Annotated in this window: 26 protein-coding genes; 13 read left to right on the top strand and 13 right to left on the bottom strand. The window is 65.9% G+C overall.

Going from position 1 to position 26,514, the window contains the following annotated elements; all coding sequences use genetic code 11:
• The first annotated feature begins 92 nt into the window (after window positions 1–92).
• From T8S45_RS14065 to T8S45_RS14040, 6 genes are all read left to right on the top strand, one after another.
• Window positions 93–1,256, top strand: a complete 1,164-nt coding sequence (locus T8S45_RS14065) for a DUF547 domain-containing protein (RefSeq protein WP_322294174.1) — start codon at window positions 93–95, stop codon at window positions 1,254–1,256.
• Window positions 1,257–1,326: 70 nt separating this feature from the next.
• Window positions 1,327–2,508 carry a DUF547 domain-containing protein gene (locus T8S45_RS14060; RefSeq protein WP_322294173.1) on the top strand — a complete coding sequence of 394 codons (1,182 nt, stop codon included), beginning with the start codon at window positions 1,327–1,329 and terminating at the stop codon, window positions 2,506–2,508.
• A gap of 61 nt (window positions 2,509–2,569) precedes the next feature.
• Window positions 2,570–3,979 carry an SLC13 family permease gene (locus T8S45_RS14055; RefSeq protein ID WP_322294172.1) on the top strand — a complete coding sequence of 470 codons (1,410 nt, stop codon included), beginning with the start codon at window positions 2,570–2,572 and terminating at the stop codon, window positions 3,977–3,979.
• Between the two features lie 298 nt (window positions 3,980–4,277).
• Window positions 4,278–5,585, top strand: a complete 1,308-nt coding sequence (locus T8S45_RS14050) for a cystathionine gamma-synthase family protein (RefSeq protein WP_322294171.1) — start codon at window positions 4,278–4,280, stop codon at window positions 5,583–5,585.
• A complete protein-coding gene (locus T8S45_RS14045) occupies window positions 5,582–6,487 on the top strand; it encodes an ATP-grasp domain-containing protein (protein WP_322294170.1) in 906 nt (301 codons plus the stop codon). The genes T8S45_RS14050 and T8S45_RS14045 overlap by 4 nt, the downstream gene beginning before the upstream one ends.
• Window positions 6,484–7,458, top strand: a complete 975-nt coding sequence (locus tag T8S45_RS14040; protein WP_322294169.1) for a peptidylprolyl isomerase — start codon at window positions 6,484–6,486, stop codon at window positions 7,456–7,458. Before T8S45_RS14045 ends, T8S45_RS14040 begins: the two co-directional genes overlap by 4 nt.
• Before the next feature lie 15 nt (window positions 7,459–7,473).
• On the opposite strand, the gene T8S45_RS14035 is transcribed toward T8S45_RS14040, so the two are convergent.
• From T8S45_RS14035 to T8S45_RS14000, 8 genes are all read right to left on the bottom strand, one after another.
• Complete coding sequence (locus tag T8S45_RS14035; protein WP_188641048.1) at window positions 7,474–8,007, bottom strand: J domain-containing protein; 534 nt, start codon at window positions 8,005–8,007, stop codon at window positions 7,474–7,476.
• A gap of 104 nt (window positions 8,008–8,111) precedes the next feature.
• A complete protein-coding gene (gene pal / locus T8S45_RS14030) occupies window positions 8,112–8,633 on the bottom strand; it encodes a peptidoglycan-associated lipoprotein Pal (protein WP_188641047.1) in 522 nt (173 codons plus the stop codon).
• 67 nt (window positions 8,634–8,700) lie between these two features.
• Window positions 8,701–10,086: a Tol-Pal system beta propeller repeat protein TolB gene (gene tolB, locus T8S45_RS14025; RefSeq protein WP_322294168.1), complete on the bottom strand. Its 1,386-nt coding sequence runs from the start codon at window positions 10,084–10,086 to the stop codon at window positions 8,701–8,703.
• Entirely contained in the window at window positions 10,086–10,877 is a 792-nt protein-coding gene (locus tag T8S45_RS14020) for a cell envelope integrity protein TolA (RefSeq protein ID WP_322294167.1), read from the bottom strand. Before T8S45_RS14020 ends, tolB begins: the two co-directional genes overlap by 1 nt.
• 10 nt (window positions 10,878–10,887) lie before the next feature.
• Window positions 10,888–11,331 carry an ExbD/TolR family protein gene (locus T8S45_RS14015; RefSeq protein WP_188641044.1) on the bottom strand — a complete coding sequence of 148 codons (444 nt, stop codon included), beginning with the start codon at window positions 11,329–11,331 and terminating at the stop codon, window positions 10,888–10,890.
• Window positions 11,331–12,032 carry a protein TolQ gene (tolQ, locus tag T8S45_RS14010; protein WP_407654915.1) on the bottom strand — a complete coding sequence of 234 codons (702 nt, stop codon included), beginning with the start codon at window positions 12,030–12,032 and terminating at the stop codon, window positions 11,331–11,333. Before tolQ ends, T8S45_RS14015 begins: the two co-directional genes overlap by 1 nt.
• Window positions 12,029–12,481, bottom strand: coding sequence for a YbgC/FadM family acyl-CoA thioesterase (locus T8S45_RS14005; RefSeq protein ID WP_188641043.1), 453 nt, complete (start codon window positions 12,479–12,481; stop codon window positions 12,029–12,031). The genes tolQ and T8S45_RS14005 overlap by 4 nt, the downstream gene beginning before the upstream one ends.
• Before the next feature lie 73 nt (window positions 12,482–12,554).
• Window positions 12,555–12,932: a histidine triad nucleotide-binding protein gene (locus T8S45_RS14000; RefSeq protein WP_188641042.1), complete on the bottom strand. Its 378-nt coding sequence runs from the start codon at window positions 12,930–12,932 to the stop codon at window positions 12,555–12,557.
• Between the two features lie 111 nt (window positions 12,933–13,043).
• Here T8S45_RS14000 and T8S45_RS13995 point away from each other — a divergent pair, with 111 nt between their 5' ends.
• From T8S45_RS13995 to gmk, 3 genes are read left to right on the top strand one after another with little or no spacing between them, the layout of a single operon-like run.
• Complete coding sequence (locus T8S45_RS13995; protein ID WP_188641041.1) at window positions 13,044–13,556, top strand: SspB family protein; 513 nt, start codon at window positions 13,044–13,046, stop codon at window positions 13,554–13,556.
• A gap of 31 nt (window positions 13,557–13,587) precedes the next feature.
• Window positions 13,588–14,010, top strand: coding sequence for a hypothetical protein (locus T8S45_RS13990; protein ID WP_322294166.1), 423 nt, complete (start codon window positions 13,588–13,590; stop codon window positions 14,008–14,010).
• 49 nt (window positions 14,011–14,059) lie between these two features.
• A complete protein-coding gene (gene gmk, locus T8S45_RS13985; protein ID WP_229658037.1) occupies window positions 14,060–14,707 on the top strand; it encodes a guanylate kinase in 648 nt (215 codons plus the stop codon).
• 9 nt (window positions 14,708–14,716) lie between these two features.
• Here the strand turns inward: gmk and T8S45_RS13980 are convergent, their stop codons facing one another.
• From T8S45_RS13980 to T8S45_RS13965, 4 genes are all read right to left on the bottom strand, one after another.
• Window positions 14,717–15,607, bottom strand: coding sequence for an SMP-30/gluconolactonase/LRE family protein (locus T8S45_RS13980; RefSeq protein ID WP_322294165.1), 891 nt, complete (start codon window positions 15,605–15,607; stop codon window positions 14,717–14,719).
• Window positions 15,608–15,611: 4 nt separating this feature from the next.
• Window positions 15,612–16,418, bottom strand: coding sequence for an SDR family NAD(P)-dependent oxidoreductase (locus T8S45_RS13975; RefSeq protein WP_322294164.1), 807 nt, complete (start codon window positions 16,416–16,418; stop codon window positions 15,612–15,614).
• A gap of 20 nt (window positions 16,419–16,438) precedes the next feature.
• Window positions 16,439–17,728, bottom strand: coding sequence for an acyl-CoA dehydrogenase family protein (locus T8S45_RS13970; protein ID WP_322294163.1), 1,290 nt, complete (start codon window positions 17,726–17,728; stop codon window positions 16,439–16,441).
• Between the two features lie 80 nt (window positions 17,729–17,808).
• Complete coding sequence (locus T8S45_RS13965; RefSeq protein ID WP_322294162.1) at window positions 17,809–19,251, bottom strand: MFS transporter; 1,443 nt, start codon at window positions 19,249–19,251, stop codon at window positions 17,809–17,811.
• A 238-nt stretch (window positions 19,252–19,489) separates the two neighbouring features.
• Between T8S45_RS13965 and T8S45_RS13960 the strand changes: the two genes are divergently transcribed.
• From T8S45_RS13960 to T8S45_RS13945, 4 genes are all read left to right on the top strand, one after another.
• The gene (locus T8S45_RS13960; protein WP_322294161.1) at window positions 19,490–20,671 is read left to right on the top strand and encodes an acyl-CoA dehydrogenase family protein; all 1,182 of its coding nucleotides are present in this window, start codon (window positions 19,490–19,492) and stop codon (window positions 20,669–20,671) included.
• Between the two features lie 15 nt (window positions 20,672–20,686).
• Window positions 20,687–21,826 carry an acyl-CoA dehydrogenase family protein gene (locus T8S45_RS13955; protein ID WP_322294160.1) on the top strand — a complete coding sequence of 380 codons (1,140 nt, stop codon included), beginning with the start codon at window positions 20,687–20,689 and terminating at the stop codon, window positions 21,824–21,826.
• Window positions 21,826–22,914, top strand: coding sequence for a Zn-dependent alcohol dehydrogenase (locus T8S45_RS13950; RefSeq protein ID WP_322295243.1), 1,089 nt, complete (start codon window positions 21,826–21,828; stop codon window positions 22,912–22,914). Before T8S45_RS13955 ends, T8S45_RS13950 begins: the two co-directional genes overlap by 1 nt.
• Before the next feature lie 89 nt (window positions 22,915–23,003).
• On the top strand, window positions 23,004–24,086 hold the full coding sequence (locus T8S45_RS13945) for a phosphotransferase family protein (RefSeq protein WP_322294159.1): 1,083 nt from the start codon (window positions 23,004–23,006) through the stop codon (window positions 24,084–24,086).
• A 3-nt stretch (window positions 24,087–24,089) separates the two neighbouring features.
• Here the strand turns inward: T8S45_RS13945 and T8S45_RS13940 are convergent, their stop codons facing one another.
• Window positions 24,090–26,435, bottom strand: coding sequence for a S8 family peptidase (locus tag T8S45_RS13940; protein ID WP_322294158.1), 2,346 nt, complete (start codon window positions 26,433–26,435; stop codon window positions 24,090–24,092).
• Between the last annotated feature and the right edge of the window lie 79 nt (window positions 26,436–26,514).

Raw genomic sequence — 26,514 nt, 5'->3', positions numbered from 1 at the left:
CCGCCGGTCGGAAGGGTGCGGCCATTCGTCGAGCCGCCCCTCCGCCAGCCGACCAATGTCGGTTAAAGGGGCTTCGAAACAGGAGCCTAGCGATGACCCGACTTCTTGCCAGCACCGCCATACTCGCGCTCGCGCTGGGCGCCCCCGCCGGGGTTTCCGCCAATGCGGCGCCCGTCGACTACGCCGTCCAGGCGGATGGCGAGTTCGCCCGCTTCACTCCTTCCGCGACCGTCGAGCAAACCGAGCTCGACTGGGGGCTGTGGGACCGCGCGCTCAACTGGTTCGTGCTCAATATGGGTCCCTCGCTCCGCGAGATGGCGCCGAAGGTCGAACCGAACCTGGGTTCGCGGTTCACCTGGGGCCATACCTCGCGCTACCGGCTCGAAGGCAACAAGATCGCGTTCGACATGCTCGAGGACAAGCAGCGTGCCTCGCTGACCGAATACCGGCTCGACCTGCAGCGCATCGGCAGCGAGATCGGCCTCGCCCGCCTGCCGCGCAACGAACAGCTCGCCTTCTGGATCAACCTCCACAACGTCGCGGTGATCGAGCAAATCGCGCTCGATTACCCGGTGATGAGCCCTGACAAGGTCGAACCCGAAGGCTTCGACGCGCCGCTCGACGAGGCAAAGTTCATCACCGTCGCCGGCGTGGCGATGAGCCCGAAGGATATCCGCACCAGGATCGTCTATCCCAACTGGAAGGACCCGCGGGTGATCTACGGTTTCTTCCGCGGCGATATCGGCAGTCCTTCGATCGCGAAGAATCCGTATACGGGCGACAATGTCGCGGTGCAGCTGGCCGAGAACGCGACCGAATTCGTCAACGCGCTGCGCGGGGTCGACCGGTCGGGCGACACGATGAAGGTCTCGCGCATCTACGCCGAAGCCCAGCCGTTCTTCTTCCCCGATTTCGACACCGACCTGCGCGCCCACCTCGGCCAGTATGCCGAAGAGGACGTCACCGCGATCCTCGCCGCCACCTCGCGCACCGAAGCCTCGATCTACGAAACCGACATCGCCGACCTCTCCAAGGGCGAGCGCGAGCCGATCTACCAGATCACCCAGCAATGCGAACGCGCGAGCACCGGCGAACAGAACTGCTCGTCGCCCGACCCGCGCGTCAACGGCGCCGCCAAGCGTTTCGTGCAGGAGCGCCGCAACAAGGTCGAGAAACTGATCGAGCAGGGCCGCATCGGCACCGTCATCATCCGCGAAATCAGGGACGGCGAGGAACAGGGCGCAGAAGTCGAGTGATTCGGACCGCTTGACGGGCGGCACCGAGCGGCGCACCCTTCCTGCCACCCAAAGGGAAAGGCAGGTTCGCATGCGGTTATCGACGGTCCTGATCGGGAGCCTCGCACTCTCCGGTCTCATCGCACTGCCCGGCCCCGCCATTGCGCAGCAGGCGCGCCCGCAAGCTTTCGCGTCGGCGACGCTCGATCGATTTGCGCCGCGCGCATCGGGTGACGACACGCGTCTCGACTGGCGCGCGTGGGACGGGGCGCTGTCGTGGTTCGTGCTCAACATGGGCCCGTCGCTGCGCGAGCTCCCGCCGCGGCGCGAACCGGCGATGGGCACGCGCTTCGTCTTCGGGCACGATTCGCGCTATCGATTGGAAGGCAATCGCATCGCCTTCCAGTTCCTCGAGGATAAGCAGCGCGCCGCGCTGACCGAGTACCGCTTGGATCTCGAGCGGATCGGGACCGAGATCGACATCGCCAGCCTCCCGCGCAACGAACAGCTCGCCTTCTGGACCAACCTCCACAATGTCGCGGTGATCGAACAGTTGGCGCTGGCCTATCCGGTGATGAGCCCCGACAAGGTGTCCATCGACGGCGTCCCGCTCGACCAGGCGAAGTTCATCACCGTCGCGGGCGTAGCGCTTAGCCCCCAGGATATCCGCACCCGCATCGTCTTTCCCCACTGGGACGATCCGCGCGTGATCTACGGCTTTTTCCGCGGCGCGATCGGCGGACCGTCGATTTCGCGTCGCGCCTATACCGGGCGCGATATCGCCCGCCAGCTGGCCGGGAATGCGAGCGAGTTCGTCAACGCGCTGCGCGGCGTCGACCGCAACGGCAACACGCTCCGAGTCTCACGCATTTATGCCGAAGCGCGCCCCTTCTACTTCCCCGATTGGGAGCGCGACCTGCGCGCGCATCTGGCGAACTATGCCGAAGGCGAGGTTGCGCAATTGGTTGCCGCGGGCGGCCCGGTCGAGGCCTCGATCTACGAAACCGACATCGCCGACCTCAGCAAGGGCGAGCGCGAGCCCGCCTATAGCCAGACTGACGAATGCGCCACCGATCCTACGACCCGCAATGTCGGTTTCCCCGACAGGACCAATGGTGGCCAATGCCCGGTTCGGATCGACATACCGATCGCTATCCAACGCTTCGAGGTAGAACGGCGCGAGAAAATCGCGCGGCTGGTCGAGCGCGGCCTGATCGGCACCGTCGTCATCCGCGAACTGCGCGACGAGGAACCGGGCACCGAGGTCGAATAAGCGCGCGGCGGGCGTTTGCATCGCGCCGTTGCCACGCTAACCCTCGCGGCAGGGAGGGAACATGACCGCACGGATTATCGGCCTCGTCGTCGGCGCCATCGGCTTCGCACTCGCGTGTTTCGCGCCGCTGCCCGGGGGCCTTGCGCGCGAGGGGCTGGTCGTCGCCGGGCTCGTCTGGCTGATGGCTTCGTGGTGGATGACCGAGGCGATCCCGCTCACCGCGACCGCGCTCACGCCTTTCATCGTGCTGCCCTTTGCCGGGGTGATGGATGCCGGCGAAACCGCCAGCGCCTATTACTCGCCGATCCTGTTCCTGCTGCTCGGCGGCGCCTTCATCGCGCTCGCGATCGAGCGTACCGGGCTGCACCGCAGGCTCGCGCTGGCCATCCTGAAGGCGATCGGGGGGCGCGGCGGCCAGGCCGGGCTGCTGCTCGCGTTCATGGTCTCGGCGGCGATCCTCTCGATGCTGATCTCGAACACCTCGACCGCGCTGATCATGATGCCGATGGCGGTCGCGGTCCTCGCCGGCGGCGGCGCGAAAGAGGGCGAATTCGAGGGCCTTTCGGGCGCGCTGCCGATGGGCATCGCGTTCGCCGCCAGCATCGGCGGCCTCGGCACGCTGGTCGGCTCGCCCACCAACGCGATCGCGGTGGGCCTGCTCGACACGATGATCGGGACGCGGATCAGCTTCGCCCAATGGGCCTTCTACGGCTTGCCGATCGTCGCGTTGGGCGTGCCGCTCGCGGCGCTGATCATCGCTAGAGTCCAGCAGGTTGCTACGCATCCGTTCGATGTCGCGAGCGCGCAGGAGGCGATCGCAGACGCGACCCCGATGGGTGTGCCCGAAAAGCGGGTGATGGCGATCGTCGCAATCACGTTCCTCGCCTGGATGACGCGGCTGTGGCTCGCGCCCTATTTGCCCGAGGGCAGCTGGACCGACGGCACCATCGCGATCGTCGCCAGCCTCGCGCTGTTCCTGCTGCCCGACGGCACCGGTCGCCCGCTGCTGGTGTGGAGCGAGGCCGACCGCGCGCCGTGGGGCGTGATCATGATGTTCGGCGGCGGGCTCGCGCTGGCCGCGGGGATGAGCGCGAGCGGGCTGGCCGAATGGCTCGGCAATGCGCTGCTCCCGCTCGAGGCGCTCCCGCTGGTGCTGATCGCGCTGGCGATCGTGGCGATGGTGGTGCTGATCACCGAGTTCGCCAGCAATGTCGCCACCGCCACCGCGATCATCCCGGTGGTGGCGAGTCTGGTAGTGGCGCTCGGAGCCGATCCGGTGCTGCTCGCCATGCCCGCCGCGCTCGCCGCGAGCTGGGGCTTCATGCTGCCAGCGGGGACCGGACCCAACGCGATTGCCTGGTCCACCGGCCGGATCCGCATCGGCCGCATGGTGCGCGCCGGGCTGGTGCTCGACCTGATCGGGATAGGCCTGATCGTCGCGGTCGTGTTCGGGATGCGGACGCTGGTCTGATTTTCCTACCCTGGCGCGGCGGCGTATTAGGCTCCCATGCTCTCGTCCCGCCGCGCCTTCCCCGCTCCTCGACAGCCGGTTCCGCGGCCCGCGGATTTTCTTACCCTGAACACTGTAACACCCGGTCCATGCCTTCGGTCGCGGCGCAGTTGAAAGCGCCGCCGCACCGCATTATGCGCGGGATCCGACACGGCGATCGGCGGAGATGCGTCCCTGCGGAGGTTAGGGACGGGCGCCCCGACCACCCATTGGGCCCCCGCCTTCCTGGGGGCATCGTCACAGGAAGGATGCTCGCATCATGAGCGACAACGAAATCGATCCCACCACCCCGCGCAAGAATCCGCAGCCCAAGGTGAAGACCATCGGTGGGCGCCAGCTCAAGCCCTCGACCCTGATGATGGGCCATGGCTACGACCCGACCCTCTCGGAAGGCTCGCTCAAGGCCCCGATCTTCCTTACCAGCACCTTCGCGTTCGAAAGCGCGGCGGCGGGCAAGCGCCATTTCGAAGGCATCACCGGCAAGCGTCCGGGCGGCGCCGACGGCCTCGTCTATTCGCGCTTCAACGCGCCCAACCAGGAAATCCTAGAGGATCGCCTCGCGGTGTGGGACGGGGCCGAAGACGCGCTGTCCTTCTCGAGCGGGATGACCGCGATCTGCGTGCTGCTGATGGCGCATGCTTCGAAGGGCGACGTGATCGTCCATACCGGCCCGCTCTATGCCGCGACCGAAGGCTTCATCGCCAAGTGGATGTCGCGCTGGGGCGTCAGCTATATCGACTTCCCCGCCGGCGCGACGCGCGAGAAAATCGACTCCGTGCTGGATGAGGCGAAGGCCAAGGCCGCCGAACAGGGCGGCAAGGTCGCGATGGTCTATCTCGAAAGCCCGGGCAACCCGACCAATGCGCTGGTGGACGTCGAGGCGGTGCGCGCGGCGGTGGACGCCGCCGGGCTCGAGTGCCCGATCGCGATCGACAACACCTTCCTCGGTCCGCTGTGGCAGCGTCCCCTCGAGCACGGTGCCGACATCGTCTGCTATTCGCTGACCAAGTATGTCGGCGGCCATTCGGACCTCGTCGCCGGCTCGATCGCGGGCGCGAAGAAATGGATGGATGCGGTCCGCATGCTGCGCAACACGATGGGCGGGATCTGCGATCCCAACACCGCGTGGATGCTGCTGCGTTCGCTCGAGACGGTCGAACTGCGCATGCAGCGCGCGGGCGAGAACGCGGCCAAGGTCTGCGACTTCCTTGCCAAGCATCCGAAGGTCGAGGGGCTCGGCTATCTCGGCATGATCAAGGACGAGCGCCAGAAGGACATCTACGATCGCCACTGCCTCGGCGCGGGGAGCACCTTCTCGCTGCTGCTCAAGGGCGGCGAGGCCGAGTGCTTCCGTTTCCTCGACGCGCTCAAGATCGCCAAGCTCGCGGTCAGCCTCGGTGGGACCGAGACGCTCGCGAGCCACCCGGCGAGCATGACCCACCTGTCGGTCGCCGAAGGTCGCCGCGCCGAGCTCGGCATCACCGACAACCTCGTGCGCATTTCGATCGGCATCGAGGATGCGGACGACCTGATCGCCGACTTCGAACAGGCGCTCGAAGAGGTTTGAGCCGGATCGGTTTCCTCGCCTGCGCGGACACGCTGCCGGGCGAGGGGCCGCGGCGCGGCGACGCATTCGAGCACGATCTCGAAGTCGCTGCGCTGCGCCCGGCCTTTGCCGATGCGGGGCTGGAGCTGGTCGAGCGCGACTGGCGCGCGCCGCTCGTCGCGTTCGAAGGGCTCGACGCGGTGCTCCTCGGCACGGCGTGGGATTACCAGGACCACCCGGAGGAGTTCGTTGCGCGGCTGGACGCGCTGGCGGCGCAAGGGGTGGAGGTGTGCAATCCGCCCGACGTCGTCCGCTGGAACGCCGACAAGCGCTATTTGACCAAGCTCGAGGCGAGCGGCGCGCGGATCGTGCCGACGCAGTGGCATGACGACGCCACGCACGCCGAAGTGCTCGCGGCAATGGACCGTTTCGCGACCGATCGCGTCGTCGTGAAACGCCAGGTCGGCGCGGGCGGTCTCGGCCAGCACAGCTTCACCCGCGACACGCTGCCCGATGAAGGCTGGTCGCTCGGCCACCGGGCGATGATCCAGCCCTTCCTCCCCGCCATCCTCGACGAAGGCGAATACACTTTCGTCTTCATCGACGGCGCCTTCTCGCACGGCGTGCGCAAGCGCGCGGGCAAGGACGACTATCGCATCCAGTCGCTGTTCGGCGGCTACGAGGAGGACTTCGCCCCCTCGCCCGAAGATCGCGCGGCCGCCGACGCGGTCATCGCCGCGCTGCCCTTCACCGGCCTGCTCTACGCCCGCGTGGATATGGTGCGGAAGGACGACGGGCAGCTCGCGGTGATGGAGTGCGAACTGATCGAGCCCTATCTCTATCCCGAGCAATCGCGCGACTTGGGCGAACGGATGGCGCGGGCTATCGTACCGAGACTCGGTGCTGGGGGAGCAAAGACATGAAAGCGTTCGGAAGGTTCATGACGATCGCCTTGGCGGCGTCGCTGGCCGGCGGCTGCGCGACGACACCCTCGACCCCTCCCGAGAGGGAGCCGGACCAGCGCAGCTACGCCGAATTCCTCGCCGACATACCCGAGACCGACTGGCAGGAGATCGCACCCGAGGACCTGATGGTGCTCGAATGGAACGATCGCGAAAGTGGCGAGCCGCAGCGCATGGTGATCCGCCTGATGGAACTCGATTACGGCGCAGCATGGGCAGCCAATGTCCGCGCAATGGCGCGACGGAACTATTGGCGGGACGGTGCGATCTACCGGGTGATCCCCGGCTTCGTCGCGCAATGGGGGCTCGTCCCCGATCCCGACGCGGAGGAAGAACCCGCCGACCCCGATTATCTGCAAACGATCCCGCCCGGCAGCTACATCGCCCCGCTCTCGGGAGCGGCCTCGCCCGACCAATGCCGCCGCAGCGCAACCGCGCTGTCCGGGGTCTGCGATTCGTATGCGCCGCAGGTCCGTTTCGTCGATGGCTGGGTATTCGGCAGCGACGGCGAGCTGATGTGGCCGCTGTTCTGCCGCGGCACGGTCGGCGTGGCGCGCGGGATGGCGCCTGCACAGGGCAGCGGCGTCGCGCTCTATGCGGTACTCGCCAACGACCACCGGCGCATGGACCGCAATCTGGGCATGGTCGGACGGGTCGTCGAAGGATTCGACTTACTCGATGAATTGCCCGGCGGGACCGGCGATGGCGGAGTCTATGCCGATAGCGCGGACGTGCACGCCTTCACCCGCGTTGCGTTGGCGGCTGACCTACCGGAAACGGAGCGCCCGCGTTATCGCTATCTGAAGACCGAGAGTGCGAGCTACACGGCGCTGCTCGACTGGGTGGTCCAGCCCAACGCTTTCTACACCGAGCGCTATGCCGCTGCCGATGCCTGCCGCGATATCGTGCCCGTCACGCCGATCGAGGACTGAACGAAGCTTGGGCTGCTAGCCCTTCCAGACCCGGCGTTCTTCGGCCTGCTTGAGCACGTCGTAGGCGACCTGGTAGGCCTGGAACTGCTTCGCCGCTTCCTCGTCGCCCGGCTTGACGTCGGGATGGACTTCCTTGGCCTTGGCGCGCCAGGCTTTCTTGATCGTGTCGAAGTCGACATCTGGTTCGAGCTCGAGCACATCCAGTGCGCGCATCTCGTCGGCGCTACGCGATCCGTCGCCGCTGCCCGACCAGCCGTAATGCTGCGCCTCGGCATAGCCGGCGTTCTCGGTCTGCTCCTGCTTGGCGCGCGCCGCCGCCTCGGCCTTGTCGAGACCTTCGAAATAGTCCCAGCCCTTGTTGTATTCGGCGGCGTGCTTCTCGCAGAAATACCAGCGCTCGTTCGAACCGACCGCCTTGGGCGCGGGGCAATTGCCGGGCTCGTTGCAATTGTGCCGGTCGCAGATGCGCACATTGGTGGCCTCGCGCGAGGCGCCGTAATCGCGCCAGCGGGGAAAGCCCCAATCCATGCTTCTGCGTTCGCCAACCATGTCCGTAACCTAGGGTATCGAAGTGAATAGGAAAAGGCGCGCCCACCGCAGTGGACGCGCCCCCCGTCCGGTTATTCCGGATCGAACCGAAACTTGTGGGTCGATCAGTCGACGGTGACCGTTACAGCACGGCGGTTCTGCGCCCAAGCGCTTTCATTGGAACCGAGCGCGACCGGGCGTTCCTTGCCGTAGCTGACGGTGCGGATGCGGCTCGCCTGCACGCCGAGGCTGACGAGATAGTTCTTCGCCGCATTGGCGCGGCGTTCGCCGAGCGCGAGGTTGTAGTCGCGGGTACCGCGTTCGTCGGCATGGCCTTCGACCGTCAGGCGCTTGTCGGGATAGCGCGCGAGCCATTGCGCCTGGCGCTGCAGGCGAGCGGCATCCTCGCTGTCGATATTGTAGCGGTCGGTATCGAAATAGATCGTGTCCTGGCCGCGGGTGAACTGTTCGAAATCGCGCTGGCTGCCCGGAACGATCTCGTCCGAAATGCCAGAACGATCGTCCTGCCCGCCCGTCGTCGTGGTGGTGTCGGCCGGCTGCGGGGGAAGCTCTTCGGGTGCCTTCTTCGAGCAACCGGCAAGGGCGATGCCCAGCGCGAGCGGGGCGATATACTTCCAATTGGCCATCGGTTTTCTCCTGATAGAACGGCCTTGAAACAAGGTGCGACCCTGATTTCTCTTTTATTACAACGCGTCAGTCGCGGATCGGTCCCCATGCCGGGTCGGACCCGTCGACCGGCGTGGTGAGGCGACGCTCGTTGCGTCCGGTGAGATCGACCTGCCAGATCGAAGTCTCGCCCGAATTTCGCTGGGTGCGGAAGAACTGGATGATGCGTCCATTCGGTGCCCATGTCGGGGCTTCATCCTGCCAGCTATTGGTCAGGTGACGCATGTTCTTGCCGTTCGGGCTCATCGTCGCGATGCGGAAATTGCCCGAGATATGGGTGAAGGCGATCTGGTCTCCGCGCGGGCTCCATTCGGGAGTCGCCGCGCGTCCGCCGAAGAAGCTGATCCGGCGCTGGTCCGAACCGTCGGCATCCATCACGTAGATCTGCTGCGAGCCCGAGCGATCGCTTTCGAACACGATCTGCTTGCCGTCGGGCGAGAACGAGCCGCCCACGTCGATCCCGGGGCTCGAGGTCAGTCGCACGCTTTCGCCGCCATCGGCGGAAACGCGATAGATGTCCGTATTGCCGGCGACCGCCATCGAATAGAGCACCCAGCGCCCGTCGGGCGACCAGCGCGGGGCGAAGGTCGGATTCTCGCTCTGGGCGATCAGCTTCTGCGTGCCGCTGGCGATGTCGTAAATGTAGATCCGCGGATTGCCGTCGAGATAGGACAGATAAAGGATCTGCTTGTAATCGGGCGAATAGCGCGGGCTCAGCGCAGTCGCATTGCCGCTGGTCAGGAAGCGGTGGTTCGCACCGTCCGAATCCATGATCGCGAGCCGCTTGCGGCGGTTATCTTTCGGGCCGGTCTCGGCGATATAGGCGATCCGGCTGTCGAAGAACGGGTTCTCCCCGGTCAGGCGCGAGAACACCATGTCGGCGCATTTGTGCGCGGCACGGCGCCAGTCCGACGGCGGCAGCCGCCAGCCGGCCTTCTCGACCGGCTGCTTGAGCAGCACGTCGTAAAGATAGCAGCCGACCGTCAGGCTATCGTCGTCATTCTTGCGGACATAGCCCTGGACCAGCATTTCGGCCTTGCGACCGTCCCACACCGAATAGGCCGGGCTGGTGATGTCGCCGAAGGATGGCTGCGGCAGCGAATCCGGCCCGGTCGGCCGGAACAGGCCGTTGTTCTGGAGGTCGGCGGTGATCACTCGCGCGATATCGCGACCGAGCGCGGCCGTCCCCGCATCGTTGGCGGCGGTCGACACGTTTGCATTGGTCGCGAAGCCGGGGATCGCGATTTCGAGGTCCTGCCATTCGCTTTCATCGGTCACCGCACCCGAGAGACCCTGCGGGGCCTCCTGCGAAGTCGCGATCGGTTCCTCGTCGATCGTCGGCGATTGCTGCGCGGCTGCCGGAACGGCGGCGAGCGAAAATGCGGCGGTCATCAGAAGGGCGGCAAATTTCATCACAGTCTCCGGTCGAAACGGAAGTCCGACACGCGCTTCCACGCGTCGTAATATTCTTCGGGAAGGTTGAACGGCGCGGCGAGGCGCACCGCGCGGATCGCTTGTTCGGCATGGCGCGAGGCCTGTGCGCGATTGGCGTCGTTGATACCGAGCTGATCCACAACACGCGGATTTCCGCGCAGCGAGCCGTCCGGATTGAGATCGAACGCGAGGATCGTCACCAGCTTTTCTGCATCAACGCCCTGCGGCGCGCTCCAGTGCGGCTTGAGCTGGCGCGAGATCGAAGCGGCGAGCGAATTGCGCACCCGCGGCCCGATTTCGGCGGCTGGCGTACCGCTATTGGCGCTCGTTTCGGTGGTGCCGCGGCTGCCGAGGAAATCGCTGTCGATCTGGCCCTTGGGCTCGGCGGACCTGGGAGGTGCCTGCCGCGTTTCGCGCGGCGCCTGCGTACGGCGCGGCGTCGGCTGGCGCGTCTCGCTGCGGGTGGCGGGCCTCACGACCGGCTCGCTGCGGGGTTCGGCGCGCGGCTGCGGGAGCGGCTCGGCCGCGTCGTCGGCGCGCGGTTGATCGAGCGCTTCGGCAGCGGCTGGCGGGGCCGCATCGGGCAGCGGGATCGGCGCGGTGCTGGTAAGCCCGGCCTCGTCGGTCAACGAGACCGAAACGCGTTCGGGCGGCTGGACGATCGCTGCGCCGACCGGCTTCCACAACAGGGCCACGACGAGCGCAACGTGCAACGCCACCGCCACCGGCAGTGCGTATTTTTCCTCTCGTGCAAGGCTTCTCGTGGCCATTGGCGCGGACCTATGGAACCTCGGATGAACTGCCGGTGACCAGCGAGATCGCGTTGAACCCGGCGCGATTGAGCTCGCCCATCACCGCCATCACCCGGCCATAGTCGAGATTGCGGTCGGCGCGCAGCGTGACCTGCGGCGGTTCGCCGCCAGCCGCCGACCGCGCCGCCTCGAGCCGGTCGGGCAATTCGCCCGGAGCAAGCTCGTCATTGTCGAGATAGAGCCGACCGTCGGCCGAAAGCGACAGCGTGATCTGTTCGGGTTCCTGGCTCAACGCCTTCGCCCGGCTGTCGGGCAGGTCGACCGGCACGCCCGAATTGAGCAGCGGCGCGGTGACCATGAAGATGATCAGCAGCACCAGCATCACGTCGACGAAGGGCGTGACGTTGATCTCCGCCATCGGCGCGCGCAGGCGTCGGTGCTTGCGGCCCGAATGATGCAAGCCCATCGCCATCAGCTACGCGTCTCCAACTGGCGCGACAGGCTCATGTTGAACCGCTCGGCGAAGCGGTGGAGCCGCGCTTCGTAGGAATTCACGCTCTGCGTCAGGCGGTTGTAGGCAATGACGGCGGGAATCGCCGCGAACAGGCCGATCGCGGTCGCGAACAGCGCCTCGGAAATACCCGGTGCGACCACCGCGAGCGAAGAATTCTGCTGCGCGCCGATCTGGAAGAACGAATTCATGATGCCCCACACGGTACCGAACAGGCCGACGAAGGGCGCGACCGAACCGACCGTGGCGAGAAAGCCGAGCCGCTTGGCGAGATTGTCCGCCTCTTCGGCGACCTGCATGTCCATCGCCATCCGCAGGCGATCGCGGGTTCCGTCGCGGTCGATCGTGGCCGCCTTGATCGAGCGGCGCCATTCCTTGAGCCCGGCACCCGCAATGCGCGAGGCGGGGATGTCGCGATCGGCCACGCTCTTCTGCAATTGCTCGAGGTTTTCCGCCTCCCAGAACTGCTTTTCGTAAATCTCGCCCTGTTTCTTCAGCCGGCCGATCTTCATCGCGAAGGAGATGATGATCATCCAGGTCCAGACGCTCGCCAGGAGCAGGCCGAGCATGACCGCCTGCACGACCACATCGGCCTGCAGGAAGAGTTCGACCGGATCGAGCCGGGTCGGCGCGGCGGCAAGAAGGTTCGTCATCTGGTTCATCTATCGCTTTCGTCGAGAATGGTCTTGAACGCGGTGCGCCAGTCTTCGGGCTGGCGGCGCGGGCGGCCGTCGGGGGCCACGAAGCCGACCCGCAGAGTCGCGTCGGCGAGCATCGTGTCGTCGCGCCAGGCTTCCTGGTGCATGCGGCAGCTTGCGGCCTTCAACTCGGTACAGCGGGTGCGGATCAGCACTGCGTCGTCGAGCTTGGCCGGGCGCAGGAAGCGGATCTGCATGTCGGCGACGGCATAGGCGCCCTCGCCCGCCTCGTTGGCCGCGCGCTGGTCGATCCCCAGCAGGCGCAGGATGTCCGAGCGCGCGCGCTCGAACCAGCGCAGGTAATTGGCATGATAGACCACGCCCGACAGGTCGGTATCCTCGAAATAGGCGCGCACCGGGAACAGGTGCACGGACCCGTCGAACAGGCCGGAAGGAGGGGCTGGCGCATCCATTTGGGCCGCCATAGCGAGCCCGCGACTCGACTGGCAACTGTCGAAAGTTAACCAGTTGGCCAGCAGCGACGGATTATTGCGCCACCATCCGGCCCAGCGGGCGACCGGCGAAGATGTGCACGTGCAGATGGGGCACTTCCTGCCCGCTATCGGCACCGACATTGGCGAGTAGGCGATAGCCCGGCTCGACCAGCCCTGCTTCGCGCGCGATCTTGCCGACGGCGCGCACGAACCCGCCGATTTCCGCGTCGCTCGCTCGCGCCGAGAAATCGTCCCAGCTGACATATTTGCCCTTTGGAATGACGAGCACGTGGGTCGGCGCCTGCGGCGCGATGTCGTTAAAGGCATAGGCCCACTCGTCCTCGTAGACCTTGTCCGAGGGGATTTCGCCGCGCAGGATCTTGGCGAAAACATTGTCGTCGTCATACGGGAGGGTGGCGTCGATCGGCATGGCGGGTCTCCTTTTCCGCAAGGCGTGATAGGCGTTGGCGTCGCCGGTGCAAGCGGGCAGGCACGCGCTTTCGGCTTGACCCGCGCCCGCCGCACCGCCAATTCTGCGCGCATGAGCGAAACACCGCCCGACAGCCTGATCCCCTACGACGAGATCGTGCAGGAAGCCCTGCGCGCCGTGGTCGGCCGCGTGCTGGGCGAAATCGAGCAGACCGGCGGCGAACTGCCAGGCGAGCACCACTTCTACATCACCTTCAAGACCGATGCTGCCGGGGTCGACATTCCCGCCGACCTGCGCGCCCGCTTCCCCGACGAGATGACGATCGTGCTGCAGCACAAGTTCTGGGACCTCAGCGTGTCCGACCAGGGTTTCTCGGTGGGGCTCAGCTTCAACGGCGTGGGTTCGATCCTGACCATCCCGTTCGCCGCGATCACTGCCTTCGTCGATCCGGCGGTCGATTTCGGGCTCCAGTTCCAGGCCGTCGGCGACAATGACGTTGCGCCCGGACACGATCCGGCCGAGAACGACGAGCCCGAGGGCGAGGCGGAACAGGGCGATGGCCCCGACGTTCAGAAGGACGAGGGCTCCAACGTCGTGACCGTGGATTTCGGTCGCCGCAAGTAATTCGCGGGCCTGCAGCAACAGGGGCCGCAAAATGGCGAAAATCGACAACAAGGTAGCTAGCGACATCGTCGGCAAGAAGGTCGCCAAGACCGGGCGCAAGCTCAACGGCAAGGGCGAGGACGAGGTCTGGGGTCCAAGCACCAATCCGGCGACCAATCTGATCATCCAGGACCTCATCCTGCGCGCCGCCGGACGGCTGACCCGCACATCGCTGGAAAAGGGTCTGCTGCGGCGCCGCTATGGCGGCGAACACGCCAAAAAGATCATCGAAAACCGCAGCCTCGTCCAGACGCTGCTCGCCTACGGCGCGACCAAATATGCCACGCGTTCGATCCCCGGCGCATTGCTGGTGGGAACGGCGGTGCTCGGCAAGACGCTGTTCGACCGCTCGCTGAGCCGGGCGAAGTCCCGGCGCAAGGGCGACGAGCAATTGGTGGACCAGGCAGAGGAATAAGCCGCCGATCGGGGTTGATTCGCGCCGCCCCTATCGGGCACAGGCGGGCATGGCCGATCACGACACCCTCCAGCGCCGCGGACTGATGTTCATCCTTTCCTCGCCCTCGGGCGCGGGCAAGACCACCATCGCGAGGATGCTGCTCGAACGCGACGGGCATATCGGCCTGTCGGTTTCGGTCACCACCCGCCCGATGCGCCCGGGCGAGGTCGACGGGCGCGACTACCATTTCGTTTCGGATGCCGAATTCGATCGGATGATCGAGGCGGACGATTTCTACGAGTGGGCGCATGTCTTCGATCATCGCTACGGCACGCCCAAGGGCCATATCCGCAACGCGCTCAAGGAAGGGCAGGATTTCCTGTTCGACATCGACTGGCAGGGCACCCAGCAACTCTACCAGAAGGACCAGCAGGACGTGGTGCGCGTGTTCATCCTGCCACCCAGCCTTAAGGAACTGCACGATCGCCTGCGCGGTCGCGGGACCGACAGCGACGAGGTGATCGCAGGCCGGATGGAGCGTGCGCGCGCCGAAATCAGCCACTGGGACGGCTATGACTACGTCGTGATCAACGACGACGTCGAGGAATGCTACGGCAAAGTGCGCGAAATCCTCGAGGCCGAACGTATGAAACGCCAGCGCCAGACCGGGCTGATCGGATTCGTCCGCGGATTGATGGCACCCGACGCCGAATAGCCGCTCAGATCAGGGCCGCCCGGCCCTCGCCACATCAACCTTGCAGGCGAGGATCCGCCCGTTCTTCGCCTGGCTCGCCGCATCGCGATGCGAGGTCGGCGCGACGACGGTGAAGAGGGTCTTGCCATCAGCCCCGCCGAGCATGCAGGCGTAGCAATTGAGATCGCCCGTCTCGACCACGTCGAGCACCTCGCCGCCCTCGGCATAGCGCACGCATTCGGGCGCGAGCGGGTTGGCGATCCAGATCGCGCCCTCGGCATCGAGGCAGATCCCGTCGGGCAGGCGCTTGCCGGTCTCGGCCCATTCGCGCCGGTTCGAAAGCGTGCCGTCGGCAGCAATGTCGAGTGCGGTCAACCGGTTGGCGAGCGTTTCGCCCACGATCAAGCTCTTGCCGTCGGGTGTGATCACCGAGCCGTTGGGGAAGAAGAATTTTTCCTCGCCCGCGGCGAGTCGGACCGAACCATCCGGCTCGACCAGCGCAATCGGCGCATGCGCGCCGTGTTCGCGGATCCAGTCGGGCCCCTTCTCGACCAGCGCCTTGTCGAGATCGAAGCCGAAATTGCCGACATAGGCGCGGCCCTGCGCATCGACGACCATGTCGTTGCACCAGAAACCGGCGATGTCGGAGAGGTCGGCATGCAGTTCGAGCCCCCCGTCGGGCCAGCGTCGCCAGACCTGCTGCCGAACCATCGACACGACCAGCAAGGATCCATCGGGCATCCAGCCGAGACCCGAGGGCTGGTCGTCGAATTCAAGTTCGACGCGGAGATCGCCGCCCTCCTCGCTCACCGAGTAGACGCGGTGGGCGTAGAAATCGGAAAACCACAACCGGTCCTCATGCCAGCGCGGCCCTTCGCCGAAATGGATCCCCTCGGCGACGGTGCGGAGTTCGCGCGCCATCGTCCTATTTCCCCGACGGATCGACGAAATTACCCGCGCCGATATTGGCGTTCACCACGCCGCCATCGATCGGGATCGTGGTGCCGACGACGTAATCGCCCGCCCGGCTGAGCAGGTAGATCGCGCCTGCCGCCATATCCTCGGTCACGCCGACGCGGCGCGCGGGGATGCCCTTTTCGACCAATTCGGCATTGTCGCGCGCAGCGCGGTTCATCGCGCTGGGATAGGCGCCCGGACCGATCCCGTTGACCACGATGTGGTGCCCGACCAGTTCGGCGGCCATGCGCCGGGTGAGGTGGATCAACCCGGCCTTCGAGGCCTGGTAGGGATAGGTCGGCCACGGGTTCGACTTCATCCCGTCGATGCTCGAAATCATCAGCACCTTGGCGGGCCGGTCCTTGCTCGCCGCCGCCTTGAGCAGCGGGAGCAGCTTCTGGGTCAGGAAGAACGGGGTCTTGAGGTTCAAATCCATCGTCCGGTCCCAGCCGGCCTCGGTGAAATCCTCGAACGGTTCGCCCCAGGCGGCCCCGGCATTGTTGACCAGCAGGTCGAGCCGGTCCTCGCGCGAAGCAAGCTCGTCGGCGAGTTGCTGGATCCCGTTCATCTGCGACAGGTCGCCAACCAGGCCGATCACCTTGTCGCCGAGCTCGGCAGCGGTCTCGTCGACCTGCTCCTTCTTGCGCGCGACGATGTAAACGCGCTCGGCGCCTGCGGCGAGCAGGCCCTCGACGATCATCTTCCCGATTCCGCGGCTGCCGCCGGTGACGAGCGCGATACGGCCATCGAGGCCGAACAGTTTGCTGAGTTCCATCTGTCTCGCTCCCGTGTCTGTCAGCGCGTCGCGCCCATGTCGCCCGAGCTAAAGCTCACTTCCCCGGGGTCGGGGGCGTGCTTGGCGAATTCCATCCGTGCGATCGAGCGGGCGTGGACCTCGTCGGGCCCATCGGCGAGGCGCAGCGTTCGCTGCCCGGCATAGGCCTTGGCGAGGCCGTAATCGTTCGACACGCCGCCGCCGCCATGCGCCTGGATCGCATCGTCGATGATCCGCAGCGCCATGTTGGGCGCCTGCACCTTGATCATCGCGATTTCCTGCTTGGCGGCCTTGTTGCCGACCTTGTCCATCATGTCGGCGGCCTTGAGGCAGAGCAGCCGAGTCATGTCGATATCGATCCGTGCGCGGGCAACGCGTTCTTCCCACACCGAATGCTTGTAGATCGGCTTGCCGAAAGCTTCGCGGCTCTGCAGTCGGCGGCACATCTTCTCTAGCGCTTCTTCGGCCGCGCCGATCGTACGCATGCAATGGTGAATGCGGCCCGGGCCGAGGCGGCCCTGCGCGATCTCGAAGCCCCGCCCTTCGCCGAGCAGCATGTTCGTCGCCGGGATGCGAACGTCCTTCAGCTCGATTTCCATGTGCCCGTGCGGCGCGTCGTCGTAACCGAACACCGGCAGGTGGCGGATGATGTTCACGCCGTCGGCATCGAGCGGCATCAGCACCATCGACTGCTGCTGGTGGCGCTGGGCGCCGAAATCGGTCTTGCCCATCACGATCGCGACCTTGCAGCGCGGATCACCCGCGCCCGAGCTCCACCATTTCCGCCCGTTGATGACGTATTCGTCGCCGTCGCGCTCGATCCGGCACTCGATATTGGTCGCATCGGACGAGGCGACGTCGGGCTCGGTCATCAAGAAGGCCGAACGGATCTCGCCGTTCATCAGCGGGGTGAGCCACTGGTCCTTCTGTTCGCGCGTGCCGTAACGATGGAACACTTCCATGTTACCGGTGTCGGGCGCCGAGCAATTGAAAACTTCGGAGGCAAACCCGATCCGGCCCATTTCCTCGGCGCACATCGCGTATTCGAGGTTGGTCAGACCCGGCCCTTCGAATTCGTAGGTTTCCTCGACGTGGTGGTGGCCGTCATTGCGCGGCGGCATGAACAGGTTCCAGATGCCGGCATCCTTGGCCTTGGCCTTCAATTCCTCGACCACCGGGATCACCTTCCAGCGATCGCCTTCCTCGTCTTGCGCCTTGTAGGTCGGCACGGCGGGGCGGACGTGCTGCTCGATGAAATCCTTGACGCGGTCGCGCCAGTAGAGCTGGCGTTCGGTGGGCTGGAAATCCATGTCGGTCCTCTCCTGAAATATGTTGCCCGCGTGTTTGGAAGCGCGAGCGCGCTGGCGCAAGCCTCGATTTAAGCGAGCGGTTAAACTTCCTCGCCCGCGGCGTCGATCACGCGGTCGAGACCTTGCGGATCGACCCCCGCCACCGGTCCCAGCGGGAAACGCAGATACGACCAGGCCGCCGCCAGGCCGAATACGACGAGCGCGGCCGCGTAGAACAGGGTGAGGCGCATCAGCACGTCCTGGTCGACCGCGCCGGGCTGGGCATTCTCGGGAAAGCCGACGAGGCCGAGGATCAGCCCTGAAAGAAAGATCCCGATCCCCGAAATCGCCTTCTGGAGGAAGAAATAGCCGGCGAAGAACAGACCCTCGGTCTGCTTGCCGCCTTTGCTCGCGGCGTGATCGGTCACGTCGGCCATCATCGAGGTCGTGAACAGAGTCGCCGATATGCCCGCCGTGTTGCCGACGAAGACGAACGCGAAGATGAAAGGCGGCAACCAGTCCGAACCGTTCGGCGGCGCGAGGTCGAAATAGCGCAGCCAGTAAGGCGCCGAGGCGAACAGCATCATCACGACCACGCAGATCGCCGCCGCGCGCTGCTTGCGGAAGCGCCTGCCGATCGGGACCACGACGAGGAACGAGGCGACCGCGCTGGCGAACAGGATCCCGGTATAGGCTACGAACTGGAGCGCCGTGAATTCCCAAACGAAATCGAACAGGTAGTTCGTCAGCGCGAAGGTGATCCCCTGGATCGCCATCCCGAACAGCGCGGCGACCATCAGGATCAGGAACGGTCGGTATTTCAGCGTGGCGATGATTTGGCCGAGGTTTTCGGCGGTATCGATGGGGTGTGCCGGCGGGCGTGCGAATTTTTTGTGCGTCCCCCAGGCCGAGAGCAGGATCGAGGCCAGCATGACGATCGCGCCGATCACCGCATAGGGGGTATAGCCGTCGGGATTGAGCAACCCGTTGGGATATTCGGGCGTATCGGTAAAGATCAGCCCGTAGGCGATCGCGAGCATCACGAGCCCGCCGACCCAGCCGAACAGGAAGCGGTAGCGAAGCACCACAGTGCGTTCCTGGTAATCGCTGGTCATCTCAGGCAGCAGCGAGATCGACGGCACTTCGTAAGCAGACAGACTCGCGCGGACGAGAAAACCGACGATCAGCAGGTAACCGAGCGTCGCCCCGGTGCCCGAGGTCGGCGGGTGCCACAGCATCAGCCACGACAGCGCAACCGGCAGCGCGGCCCCGTACATCCACGGATGGCGCCGCCCGATCCGGCTGCGGGTCCGGTCAGAGAGGTTTCCGACCACCGGATCGATCAGTGCATCGAGCACCAGCGCGAGCCCGATCGTCGCGCCGACCGCTTCGGCCGGCAGCCCCACAACCTGGTTGTAGAACAACAGCAGGAAGACCCCGAAGCCGTTATCCTTGATCCCGAAGGCGACGGTGCCGACCCCGAAGGCGAGCTTGGTGCGCAGGGGCACGCGGCGCGGCGGAGCCGTGTGGGCGGGGGCGTTCACGCGGGCGAGCGATCGATCGGCTTGTCGGTGCTCGGCATTCGCGTCTTCTCCCAATTCTTCTCTGCGTCCAAGCCTAGGGCAAAGCATCCCGAGGTCAACGAGCCACGCGCGACCCGACCACGGCACGGCGGCGCTGCAGCACATCATGGCCTTAGGTGCTTGCGACTCGTACGAGTTTGCTTTTAAACGCGCGATTAAATCGCCGCGCAAGGGCGGCATGATTTTGAAGGAGAGGATCATGGCTGAAGACCTGGACGCTTTCCGCGCCGAGACGCGCGAATGGCTCGAAGCGAACTGTCCCGAGGAAATGCGCCAGCCCGTGCACGACGAGCGCGACGTCTATTGGGGCGGCCGCAACGCCGAGTTCAAGAACGACGCACAGAAGGCCTGGTTCGAAGCCTGCCGCGACAGGGGCTACACCGTGCCCGACTGGCCGAAGGAATATGGTGGTGCCGGGCTCACTCCCCCGCAGGCCAAGGTGCTGCGCCAGGAAATGGCGCGGATCAATGCGCGTCCGCCGCTCTCGAGCTTCGGGATCTGGATGCTTGGCCCGGCGCTGCTGCATTTCGGCACCGAGGGCCAGAAGCAGCGCTTCCTCAACGAGATCGCGCGTGGCGAAATCCGCTGGTGCCAGGGCTATTCGGAGCCGGGCAGCGGTTCCGACCTCGTTAGCATGCAGACCTTCGGCGAGGACAAGGGCGATCACTGGGTGGTCAACGGTCAGAAGATCTGGACCTCCTATGCCGACGAGGCCGACTGGATCTTCTGCCTCGTCCGCACCGACAAGAACGACAAGTATCGCGGCATCACCTTCATGCTGTTCGACATGGCGAGCGATGGCGTGTCGACCAAGCCGATCAAGCTGATCAGCGGCAACAGCCCGTTTTGCGAAACCTTCATGGACGACGTGAAGGTGCCGAAGAGCTATGGCGAGGACATTCCCGGCTATGTCGGCGAGATCAATCGCGGCTGGGACGTCGCGAAGTATCTGCTCGGCCACGAACGCGAGATGATCTCGGGCGCGGGCAACAAGGAACGCTCAGGCTCGCTCGGGCCGAAGCTTGCGCGCAACGGCATCGACAACCCGGTGCTGCGTGCCGCACTCGCCGAATACGATATCGATGCGCTCGCCTATGGCTGCATGGGCGAGAAATTCCTCGACGAACTCAAGGTCGGCAAGGCGCACCCCGCCCAGCCGAACATGATGAAATATGCCGGGACCGAGCTGAACAAGCAGCGCCACGAGCTGATGATGTCGGCGGGCGGTTCGCGCGCGCTCGAATGGGAAAGCGAGGAAACCAGCGGCGGTACGCCTGCGCGCAGCTGGTTGCGCACCAAGGCCAATTCGATCGAGGGCGGCACCAGCGAGGTGATGCTCAACGTGATCGCCAAGCGCATCCTTGAACTCCCCGGCGCCTGAGGAAGAACCAGAACAATGCCTCTTTACCTGAACGAAGATCAGCAGATGCTCGCCGACACCGCGAGCGAATTCATGTCCGAACAGGGCAGCATCGAAAAACAGCTCCGCCACTGGCGTGACAAGGGCTGCAAGGACGGTTTCGGCCACGAATTGTGGGGCCAGTTCGCCGAGATGGGCTTCACCGGGATGATGGTGGACGAGGACCATGGCGGGCTCGGCATGGGTCATGTCGAGGCGGGCATCGTGCTCGAACAGATCGGCCGCAACCTCACGCCGTCGCCCTTCCTCACCAGCTCGGTAATGGCAGCGAGTGCGTTGGGCGCGGGCTCGGACGACCTCAAGGGCCGCTGGCTGCCCGGCCTCGTCGAAGGCAAGAGCGTGTTCGCGATCGCGGTCGACGAAGGGCCCAAGCACAACCCGCAGGAGATCAAGACCCGCGCCGAGAAATCGGGCAACGGCTTTAGGCTGACGGGTGCCAAGACCTTCGTGATCCAGGGCGCCAGCGCCGACATGCTGGTCGTCGCCGCGCGCACCTCGGGCGACGACAGCGACGATGAAGGTATCACGCTGTTCGCGGTGCCCAAGGACGCGGCCAACATGAAGCAGGACCCGGTGCGGCTGGTCGACAGCTCGATGGCGAGCCACGTGACCTTCGACGGGGTCGAATTGGATGGCGATGCCGTGATCGGCGAAGTCGACGGCGGGCGCGAAGTGCTAAACCGCATGCTCAATGCCGGGCGCGCTGGTGCCGCGGCCGAAGGCGTCGGCGTCGCCGGCGGCGCGTTCGACCGCACGACCGAATACCTCAAGCAGCGCAAGCAGTTCGGCAAGCTGATCGGTGAATTCCAGGCGCTCCAGCACCGTGCCGCGCATCTCTATTCCGAACTCGAGATCGCGCGCGCTACCGCGATCAAGGCGGCGCAGATGCTCGACGAAGATGCCGACAAGGCCGACCTGATGGTCTCGGTCGCAAAGGCCAAGGTCGGCAAGGTCGCGCGCCTCGCGGTGCAGGAAGGCGTCCAGATGCATGGCGGCATCGGCATGACCGACGAATACGATATCGGCCTGTTCATGAAGCGCGACCGCGCGCTGCACGAATTCCTCGGCGATCACTATTTCCACGCCGACCGCGTGGCGAAGCTGAGCGGGTACTGATCGTGAAGGCTGCAATCCTCGAACAACCCGGCACCCCGCTCCAGATCGGTGACGTAAGCACCTCCAAGCCGCTGGCGCACGAAGTGCTGATCCGCACCCATGCCTGCGGGCTGTGCCATTCGGACCTGCACTTCATCGACGGCGCCTATCCGCATGCGCTTCCGCTGGTACCGGGGCACGAAGCGGCGGGCGTGGTCGAGGCGGTCGGCAGCGAGGTGAGGACGGTCAAGCCGGGCGATCACGTGGTGACCTGCCTCTCGGCATTCTGCGGCCATTGCGAGTTCTGCGTAACCGGCCGGATGGCGCTGTGCCTCGGCGGTGATACGCGCCGCGCGAAGAGCGACCCGCCGCGCCTGACGCGCGGCGACGGCGAGCAGGTCAACCAGCTGCTCAACCTGTCGGGCTTCGCCGAGCAGATGCTGATCCACGAACATGCCTGCGTCGCGATCGACAGGGACATGCCGCTCGACCGCGCGGCGGTAATCGGCTGCGCGGTGACCACGGGCGCGGGCGCGATCTTCAACGCGTGCAAACTGGTGCCGGGCGAGACCGTCGCCGTGGTCGGCTGCGGCGGCGTGGGCCTCGCAGCGATCAACGCGGCAAAGATTGCGGGCGCGGGGCGCGTGATCGCGCTCGATCCGATTGCGGAAAAGCGCGAACTGGCGAAGGTGCTCGGCGCGACCCATGCGTTGGACCCGACCGCGGAGAATGCAATCGAAGAGGTCATCGCGCTGACCGGCGGCGGGGTCGACCATGCGATCGAGGCGGTCGGGCGCGAGGCCAGCGCCAAGACCGCGGTGAAGCTGTTGAAGCGCGGCGGGACCGCGACAATCCTCGGCATGATGCCCTTGGACTGCAAGGTCGGGCTCGGCGCGATGGACCTGCTTTCGGGCAAGAAGCTGCAGGGCGCAATCATGGGCATGAACCGCTTCCCGGTCGACCTGCCGCGGCTGGTCGATTTCTACCTGCGTGGCCTGCTCGACCTCGACACGATCATCGCCGAGCGCATCCCGCTGGAAAAGATCAACGAGGGCTTCGACCTGATGCGCACCGGCACCAGCGCGCGCAGCGTGGTGGTGTTCGACTGACCCCCTCACCGTTCGTGTCGAGCGAAGTCGAGACACGTCCAGGCCAACGTATCTCGACTTCGCTCGATACGAACGGATAGAAGCTCCGCATGACCCAGATCACGCCCCCCATCGACGCGCAGGCCGAATTCACCGGCACCACCGAGCCGCAGGGCCAGGACGTCCTCGATCTCGACCGGCTCGCCGAGTGGATGGCGGCCAATGTCGACGGCTTCGAAGGCCCGCTCTCGCAGGCCAAGTTCAAGGGCGGCCAGTCCAACCCGACCTACAAGCTGTCGACGCCGAACCGCGACTACGTGCTCCGGCGCAAGCCGTTCGGGAAACTATTGCCGAGCGCGCATGCGGTCGATCGCGAATTCCGCGTCCAGTCGGGGCTCGAAAAGGTCGGCTTCCCCGTCGCCCCGCAATACGGGCTGTGCGAGGACGAAAGCGTCATCGGCGCGATGTTCTACGTGATGGGGATGGTCGATGGGCATTCGATCTGGAACGGCGCGATGCCCGATCATTCGCCCGAGGAGCGACGCGCGCATTATTTCGCGATGACCGACGTGCTGGCGCAGCTCCACGCGGTCGGCCTCAAGCAGGCCGGGCTCACCGATTACGGCAAGCCGGGCAATTATTTCGAACGCCAGATCGGCCGCTGGACCAAGCAGTACCGAATGAGCGAGACTGACACGCTCGAGCCGATGGAAGGCCTGATCGAATACCTCCCCCGCACCGTGCCCGAGCAGACCCGGACCTCGGTGGTTCATGGCGATTACCGGATCGACAACATGATCTGGGCGAAGGGCTCCCCGCAAGTGCTCGCCGTGCTCGACTGGGAGCTGTCGACGCTGGGCGATCCACTCGCCGACTTCACCTATTTCTGCCTCGCCTGGGTAACCGACAATGGCGGGCGATCGGGCGTGCTCGACCTTGATCGCGCGGCGCTCGGCATTCCCGAGCTCGACGAGATCGTCGAGCGCTATTGCGCCGCCACGAACCGCGACAGCGTGCCCGACATGAACTGGTATTTTGCCTACAACTTCTTCCGCCTCGCCGGGATCATGCAGGGCATCAAGAAGCGCGTGATCGACGGCACTGCGTCCTCCGCGCACGCCAAGGCGATGAGCGAGCGCGTCGGCCCGCTGGCCGAACTGGCGTGGGATTTCGCGAAGAAGGCGGGCGCCTAGGCGCTAGAATTCGCGCGACCAGCGGATCGCGACGCCCGGATCGTCGCGCAGGTCGGCATAGTGACCCGGATCGGTCCGGTAGAACAGGCTCGCGCTGGCATTGCCGCCGAGGAACGGACCGCGCCAGGCGAGCTCGCCGGTGATCTCGCGCCCGGTCGGCGCCAGCGCGAGCGACCGGGTCGCCACCGTCGCGCTGCGTGTGGCGTAGTCCCAATAGACCGGCAGCGTCAGGTCGATCCCGCCATCGGCGACGCGCATTGGTTGCGACAGGCGAAAGGCGATCCCGTCATCCCTCCACAGCACGCCGCGCTTTTCGAGGTCCAGGGCCCAGCCGTTGCTCGCCAGGCGCGTGCCCTGCGCGAAGGTCCAGCCCTGCCGGAAGGCGCCGCCCAAGCGCCAGCCGTCGCCCGCATCGAAGCGCAAATCGGCATCGACGAACAGGCTGTCCGCTCCGCCGACGCCGAGCGCCTCGTGGAAGCGTGCGCCGAGCACCGTGCGGTCCTCGCGCTGCCAGCTGGCTCCGAGCGTCGCGGTCAGGGGCCCGTAATCGCCGTCGAGCGAAGCTCCGAAACGGATCGCGTTACCCTCGGCGCGGCTGCGGGCGAAATCCGTCGCGAACCGCCCGCGCGCGCCGGCCAGCACCGTCCCACTTTCCGCGCTCAGCGTCAGACCGAGATCGCCGAGATCGCGTCGCAGCGCGAAGCTCATCGTGTCGCCCAATGCAAAACCGGTATCGTCCTGCGCGCCCGAAGCGATCAGGAAGGCGGGGCGCGACTGGCCCTGCAATTGCGCGACGAGCCCCTGAGCGCCCTGCCGGAAGGCGACGCCCATTTGCGTATCGGGTGCGATCCTCGCGGCCACGCGAGCCGCCAGCACGCGGGCCTGTTCGGCATCTTCGGTCGACAGCGACAGCCGCCCGCCCCACGGCGAACGCAGTGCGGTGCCGTCGATCGCGAAGGAGAGCGAAAGCGCGTCGCTACCGAGACCCACATGGCGCAGATCGTCGCGCAACGCGCCTTCCAGCTTCGGCGCGACCTGTGCTCCCAGGGTGCGCGCGCCGAGATCGGAACTGTAGGCACGTTCGTACTTGTCGAGCAGCGTGACCGGCATCGACGCCCCGGCCAGCGCATCGCCCATCGCCGGCGAACCGACCAGCGTGCTGTCGGTCAGCGCCATCGCGACCCGCGTATCGGCGAGCGACAAAGTGCCCTGCGGCGCGAAGGCCGCGGCGATATCGAGGATCCCCTGGCCGTAGACGTCGTCGTCGCCGGTGGCCCCGGCATCGCGCGCGGTGTCGAGCAGAAGTTCGACGACATCCTGCCCGCTGAGGTTCGGAAACGCCTGGAACAGCAGCGCCGCGGCGCCCGCCACCTGCGGCGCGGCAAAGCTCGTGCCCGAGAAAAGGTAGACGTAGGTCCCGGTACTGTCGGTCTCGGTCTTGAGCACGCCGTTCTGGTAGACGCAGCAGATCCGCTCGCCGCGGGCGGTGAGGAACGAGGAGATGTAGGTCCCGGCCCGGTTCGAGAAGGACGAGATATTGCCGCCCTCGTCGACCGAGCCGACGATCATCACGCCGCCGCTCCCGACGTCTGATATCCCGGCCGCGAAGTTGTCGGGCGATCCGAGGCCGTCATTGCCCGAGGACACGATCACCACCACACCGGCGGCGACCGCGCGCTGGACGGCGGTGCGAACCGCCTGGCTGGGATTGCCACCCCCGAGCGAGAGATTGATGATCTTCGCGCCGTTGTCGGTCGCGTATTGGATCCCGACCGCGATATCGCTGTCGCGCAGGCTGCAATTCGTGCCTCCATCGTCCGAGACATCGGCGCAGGTACCCGGGAAGTCGGCCCGCAACACCAGCAGGTTCGCCTCGTAGGCGATGCCCATCACCCCGGTATTGTTACGCGCCGCCGCGGCGACGAGCGCGACATTGGTGCCGTGGTCGTCCTCCTGGTCGATCCCTCGGCTGCCGGCGACATCGCGCGAGGCCGGAAGGATGCGACCCGCGAATTCGGGACTGTCGCTGTCGATCCCGGTATCGATGATGGCGATCGCGACCCCGGCGCCGGTCGCGCCCTGTTGCCAGGCGGCAATCGCATTGTGGTCGGCTGGTCCATCCGAACGACGATATTCGGACGTGTTGAACACGCTTGCCGGAGTGGGCGTCGGGGTCGGCGTGGGGGTCGGCGTCGGCGTGGGGGTCGGCGTCGGCGTGGGGGTTGCGGTTGGCGTGGGCGTCGGGGCCGGCGTCGAGCGAGGCGGGGAACCGCCGCCACAGGCGGCCAGCAGGGCGATCACCGCCGCGCAGGCACCCGCGCGCACCTTCCATCCACGTTTCAAGCTCATTTGCGTCATCCCGGAAACTGCCGACCTTCACGCGGGCCTAGCACGGCGCTGATACCTAGAACCTTAACGGATACGCCCC

It is taken from the genome of Pseudoblastomonas marina (assembly GCF_034374265.1).
Lineage (GTDB): Bacteria > Pseudomonadota > Alphaproteobacteria > Sphingomonadales > Sphingomonadaceae > Alteriqipengyuania_A > Alteriqipengyuania_A marina.
This window is presented reverse-complemented; position numbering and strand designations above follow the sequence as displayed.

Coding starts and splice junctions, on each gene's coding strand:
- T8S45_RS14065 (WP_322294174.1), top strand. CDS start 93: ATGACCCGACTTCTTGCCAGCACCGCCATACTCGCGCTCGCGCTGGGC.
- T8S45_RS14060 (WP_322294173.1), top strand. CDS start 1,327: ATGCGGTTATCGACGGTCCTGATCGGGAGCCTCGCACTCTCCGGTCTC.
- T8S45_RS14055 (WP_322294172.1), top strand. CDS start 2,570: ATGACCGCACGGATTATCGGCCTCGTCGTCGGCGCCATCGGCTTCGCA.
- T8S45_RS14050 (WP_322294171.1), top strand. CDS start 4,278: ATGAGCGACAACGAAATCGATCCCACCACCCCGCGCAAGAATCCGCAG.
- T8S45_RS14040 (WP_322294169.1), top strand. CDS start 6,484: ATGAAAGCGTTCGGAAGGTTCATGACGATCGCCTTGGCGGCGTCGCTG.
- T8S45_RS14035 (WP_188641048.1), bottom strand. CDS start 8,007: ATGGTTGGCGAACGCAGAAGCATGGATTGGGGCTTTCCCCGCTGGCGC.
- pal (WP_188641047.1), bottom strand. CDS start 8,633: ATGGCCAATTGGAAGTATATCGCCCCGCTCGCGCTGGGCATCGCCCTT.
- tolB (WP_322294168.1), bottom strand. CDS start 10,086: ATGAAATTTGCCGCCCTTCTGATGACCGCCGCATTTTCGCTCGCCGCC.
- T8S45_RS14020 (WP_322294167.1), bottom strand. CDS start 10,877: ATGGCCACGAGAAGCCTTGCACGAGAGGAAAAATACGCACTGCCGGTG.
- T8S45_RS14015 (WP_188641044.1), bottom strand. CDS start 11,331: ATGGCGATGGGCTTGCATCATTCGGGCCGCAAGCACCGACGCCTGCGC.
- tolQ (WP_407654915.1), bottom strand. CDS start 12,032: ATGAACCAGATGACGAACCTTCTTGCCGCCGCGCCGACCCGGCTCGAT.
- T8S45_RS14005 (WP_188641043.1), bottom strand. CDS start 12,481: ATGGATGCGCCAGCCCCTCCTTCCGGCCTGTTCGACGGGTCCGTGCAC.
- T8S45_RS14000 (WP_188641042.1), bottom strand. CDS start 12,932: ATGCCGATCGACGCCACCCTCCCGTATGACGACGACAATGTTTTCGCC.
- T8S45_RS13995 (WP_188641041.1), top strand. CDS start 13,044: ATGAGCGAAACACCGCCCGACAGCCTGATCCCCTACGACGAGATCGTG.
- T8S45_RS13990 (WP_322294166.1), top strand. CDS start 13,588: ATGGCGAAAATCGACAACAAGGTAGCTAGCGACATCGTCGGCAAGAAG.
- gmk (WP_229658037.1), top strand. CDS start 14,060: ATGGCCGATCACGACACCCTCCAGCGCCGCGGACTGATGTTCATCCTT.
- T8S45_RS13980 (WP_322294165.1), bottom strand. CDS start 15,607: ATGGCGCGCGAACTCCGCACCGTCGCCGAGGGGATCCATTTCGGCGAA.
- T8S45_RS13975 (WP_322294164.1), bottom strand. CDS start 16,418: ATGGAACTCAGCAAACTGTTCGGCCTCGATGGCCGTATCGCGCTCGTC.
- T8S45_RS13970 (WP_322294163.1), bottom strand. CDS start 17,728: ATGGATTTCCAGCCCACCGAACGCCAGCTCTACTGGCGCGACCGCGTC.
- T8S45_RS13960 (WP_322294161.1), top strand. CDS start 19,490: ATGGCTGAAGACCTGGACGCTTTCCGCGCCGAGACGCGCGAATGGCTC.
- T8S45_RS13955 (WP_322294160.1), top strand. CDS start 20,687: ATGCCTCTTTACCTGAACGAAGATCAGCAGATGCTCGCCGACACCGCG.
- T8S45_RS13945 (WP_322294159.1), top strand. CDS start 23,004: ATGACCCAGATCACGCCCCCCATCGACGCGCAGGCCGAATTCACCGGC.
- T8S45_RS13940 (WP_322294158.1), bottom strand. CDS start 26,435: ATGAGCTTGAAACGTGGATGGAAGGTGCGCGCGGGTGCCTGCGCGGCG.